The sequence below is a fragment of the Nostoc favosum CHAB5714 genome, from assembly GCF_020829495.1.
Lineage (GTDB): Bacteria > Cyanobacteriota > Cyanobacteriia > Cyanobacteriales > Nostocaceae > Nostoc > Nostoc favosum.
This window is the reverse complement of sequence record NZ_JAIVFQ010000186.1, coordinates 2,501-6,518: the sequence shown is the minus strand read 5'-3', so window position 1 is coordinate 6,518 and position 4,018 is coordinate 2,501. Positions and strand designations below refer to the sequence as shown.

The 4,018-nt window shown below is 52.6% G+C and carries 1 protein-coding gene, 2 tRNA genes and 2 rRNA genes (1 of these 5 only partly in view); 1 reads left to right on the top strand and 4 read right to left on the bottom strand.

Annotation, left to right across the window (positions count from 1 at the left end; all coding sequences use genetic code 11):
- Nucleotides 1–172: 172 nt before the first annotated feature.
- A 5S ribosomal RNA gene (gene rrf / locus LC586_RS43850) occupies nt 173–287 on the bottom strand.
- A 16-nt stretch (nt 288–303) separates the two neighbouring features.
- Between rrf and LC586_RS43845 the strand changes: the two genes are divergently transcribed.
- A complete protein-coding gene (locus tag LC586_RS43845; protein WP_229491195.1) occupies nt 304–468 on the top strand; it encodes a hypothetical protein in 165 nt (54 codons plus the stop codon).
- Between the two features lie 106 nt (nt 469–574).
- Here LC586_RS43845 and LC586_RS43840 read toward each other — a convergent pair.
- From LC586_RS43840 to LC586_RS43830, 3 genes are all read right to left on the bottom strand, one after another.
- Nucleotides 575–3,507: ribosomal RNA gene (locus LC586_RS43840) — 23S ribosomal RNA — on the bottom strand.
- Between the two features lie 391 nt (nt 3,508–3,898).
- Nucleotides 3,899–3,974 (bottom strand) — tRNA-Ala (locus LC586_RS43835).
- Between the two features lie 17 nt (nt 3,975–3,991).
- Nucleotides 3,992–4,018: transfer RNA gene (locus LC586_RS43830), tRNA-Ile, on the bottom strand (it continues 50 nt past the right edge of the window).

Sequence of the window (4,018 nt, the reverse complement as noted above, 5' to 3'; positions counted from 1 at the left end):
AAGAGAAGAATTTTTGGTGTGGGCGATTATCTTATTATTTATGCCATTGATTGATGAGCCTGCACTGAATGATGTCACTGAATTGGATAACCAACGTGACGTTTGGGGATTACTGGCAATGGCGTTGGTATGGAATGTGGAGAGTGTTTTGATTTCATGTTGCGTTTTGCAGACCTGGCAGCGACCTACTCTCCCGCGTCTTGAGACGAAGTACCATTGGCGCTGGAGCGTTTCACGGCCGAGTTCGGAATGGGATCGGGTGCAGCCGCTCCGCTGTAACCACCAGGTCAGCAAAAAGCAACGATGAAAGAGAAGCTGGTTTTGTTTGTGTTGAATGTCGCTCACGCATATCAGCCCTATCGGGCTGTGCTGCGCGGGGGCGCGGCACGAGCCGCGACGCACTATCGTGCTGTATTTGGAGCTTTTCCTGGAACCGAAGTTCCAGAAAGTACCCATACAGACCGCTAGGTCGTCGCCGGACGTCCGGCGCGCCGTCGCAGCGCCCGCCCCAAAGGGGCGATACGGCGCGTGAGACAGTCAATTCATCGCTTGGCGATGGATATAAGTAATGAGAATGATCAAGCCAATCGAGCTATTAGTACCGGTAAGCTTCATGCGTTGCCGCACTTCCACACCCGGCCTATCAACGTGGTGGTCTTCCACGGCTCTCAAGGGAATACTCGTTTTCAGGTGGGTTTCCCGCTTAGATGCCTTCAGCGGTTATCCCGTCCGTATATAGCTACCCTGCTATGCGGCTGGCGCCACAACAGGTCCACCAGAGATACGTCCATCCCGGTCCTCTCGTACTAGGGACAGATCCTGTCAATATTCCTACACCCACGGCAGATAGGGACCGAACTGTCTCACGACGTTCTGAACCCAACTCACGTACCGCTTTAAATGGCGAACAGCCATACCCTTGGGACCTGCTCCAGCCCCAGGATGCGATGAGTCGACATCGAGGTGCCAAACAACCCCGTCGATATGGACTCTTGGGGGTCATCAGCCTGTTATCCCCGGCGTACCTTTTATCCGTTGAGCGATGGCCCTTCCACGCGGGACCACCGGATCACTATGACCGACTTTCGTCTCTGCTCGACTTGTCAGTCTCGCAGTCAGGCGGGCTTATGCCATTGCACTCGACGACCGATTTCCGACCGGTCTGAGCCCACCATCGCGCGCCTCCGTTACTCTTTAGGAGGCGACCGCCCCAGTCAAACTACCCACCATACACTGTCCCGGATCCGGATAACGGACCGCGGTTAGACATCCATATAGGTAAGGGTGGTATTTCAAGGATGACTCCACGAAGGCTGGCGCCCCCGCTTCAAAGTCTACCACCTATCCTACACATGCCGACACGAATGCCAGTGTAAAGCTATAGTAAAGGTGCACGGGGTCTTTCCGTCTAACCGCAGGAACCCCGCATCTTCACGGGGAATTCAATTTCACTGAGTCTGCGTTGGAGACAGCGGGGAAGTCGTTACGCCATTCGTGCAGGTCGGAACTTACCCGACAAGGAATTTCGCTACCTTAGGACCGTTATAGTTACGGCCGCCGTTTACTGGGGCTTCGATTCAAAGCTTGCACCTCTCCTCTTAACCTTCCAGCACCGGGCAGGCGTCAGACCCTATACGTCGTCTTGCGACTTCGCAGAGCCCTGTGTTTTTGGTAAACAGTCGCTACCCCCTGGTCTGTGCCACCCTCACATACTTGCGTACATAAGGGTCACGCTTCTTCCGAAGTTACGCGTGCAATTTGCCGAGTTCCTTCAACGCAGTTCTCTCAAGCGCCTTGGTATTCTCTACCAGTCCACCAGTGTCGGTTTAGGGTACGGTCTATACGCGGGAGCTATTTCCTGGAACCGCTTCGAAGCCCTTCCAATCCAATAAGGAAGAACAACATACGCGATCCGTCACTACCCGCAGGCCCACGAATATTAACGTGGTTCCCATCGACTACGCCTTTCGGCCTCGCCTTAGGGGCCGGCTAACCCTGCTCAGATTAACTTTAAGCAGGAACCCTTGGACTTTCGGCGAGGGAGTCTCTCACTCCCTTTATCGTTACTCATGTCAGCATTCTCACTTCTGATACCTCCAAGAGCCCTCACGGGTCTCTCTTCAACGGCTTACAGAACGCTCCGCTACCACTTGCCTATTGCTAAGCAAATCCACAGCTTCGGTGTATGGCTTTAGCCCCGGTACATTTTCGGCGCAAAGACCCTTATTTAGACCAGTGAGCTGTTACGCTTTCTTTAAATGATGGCTGCTTCTAAGCCAACATCCTGGTTGTTTTGGGATCCTCACATCCTTTCCCACTTAGCCATAACTTAGGGACCTTAGATGGTGGTCAGGGTTGTTGCCCTCTTCACGACGGACGTTAGCACCCGCCGTGTGTCTGCCGATTAGTACTCTTCGGTATTCGGAGTTTGGTTAGGTTTGGTAAATCGGTGAGATCCCCTAGCCCATCCAGTGCTCTACCCCCGAAGGTATTCGATCGACGCTCTACCTAAATAGATTTCGCGGAGAACCAGCTATCTCCAAGTTTGATTGGCCTTTCACCCCTAGCCACAAGTCATCCCAATCTATTGCAACAGATGCGGGTTCGGTCCTCCAGTAAGTGTTACCTTACCTTCAACCTGCTCATGGCTAGATCACTTGGTTTCGGGTCTAATCCGACGAACTGAACGCCCTGTTCAGACTCGCTTTCGCTGCGCCTACACCTACCGGTTTAAGCTTGCTCGTCAGACTAAGTCGCTGACCCATTATACAAAAGGTACGCTGTCACCCAGAACAAATCTTGGGCTCCAACTGTTTGTAGGCATTCGGTTTCAGGATCTCTTTCACTCCCCTTGTCGGGGTGCTTTTCACCTTTCCCTCACGGTACTGGTTCGCTATCGGTCATGCACGAGTACTTAGGCTTGGAGAGTGGTCTCCCCATGTTCAGACAGGATTTCACGTGTCCCGCCCTACTCAAGGACTTTTATTCGCATTACGTGTACGGGACTATCACCCACTTCGGTCACCCTTTCCAAGGTGTTCCACTTGTCTCATAAAAGCCACTGGCCTGGTCCGCGTTCGCTCGCCACTACTTACGGAGTCTCGTTTGATGTCCTTTCCTCCGGGTACTTAGATGTTTCAGTTCCCCGGGTTCGCTTCTAACCCCTATGTATTCGAAAGTTAGATACCTTATTTTGATATCTAGAAAGTTGAAGTGTTCTTCCCTCACGCACGTACCGCCCTTTCAGGGCTGTGCTCCGGGAGGGCGCGGCATAAGCCGCGACGACCTAGCGGTCTGTATGGGTGCCTCCTTTTGAGAAACAAACCAAAACAGCGCTTCATCGTTCCAACAGTTCAAATTTTCTAGATATCTAAGGTGGGTTTCCCCATTCGGAAATCGTCGGATCAAAGGGTATTCGCACCTCCCCGACGCTTATCGCAGCGTATCACGTCCTTCATCGCCTGTGCATGCCAAGGCATCCACCAAATGCCCTTAAGACACTTGATCATTCTCATTGCCAATATCCATCCTTGCCTTCTCGAACATTTCGCCGCCATGGGGGATACCAATGGACAACCAAACATTCAGCAACAATCGATTTGACAAAAAAGACCAGCTTCTCGAGATAAATCCGATGGCTCTGCGGTTAAGCGGCCAATCCTCTGCAAGGGCTTTTGATGAGCATCCCTTGCGACATTTTCCAGCGTTCATGGCCCGAAGGCCGGCGGACCCGCACCAGAAGGTGCAAACCCTTGAACATCCGGAACAATCCGAATTTATCTTCTCTTCACGATTTCATACAGAACAGGCAACCGAAAGGCTCAAAGCCTCACAAGCTGCAAACTTGCTTCTTCTCTCACATGACATGTGCCTTCGCATCGTCCATCTCCAAAACCTTTGGTGGAGGCGGACGGGATCGAACCGACGACCCCCTGCTTGCAAAGCAGGTGCTCTCCCAGCTGAGCTACGCCCCCGTAAAGGTATGGGAATATGGTGGGCCTGGGAGGACTTGAACCTC

Excerpts from the sequence above, each read along its gene's own strand:
- LC586_RS43845 (WP_229491195.1), top strand. The coding sequence starts at position 304 with ATGAAAGAGAAGCTGGTTTTGTTTGTGTTGAATGTCGCTCACGCATAT.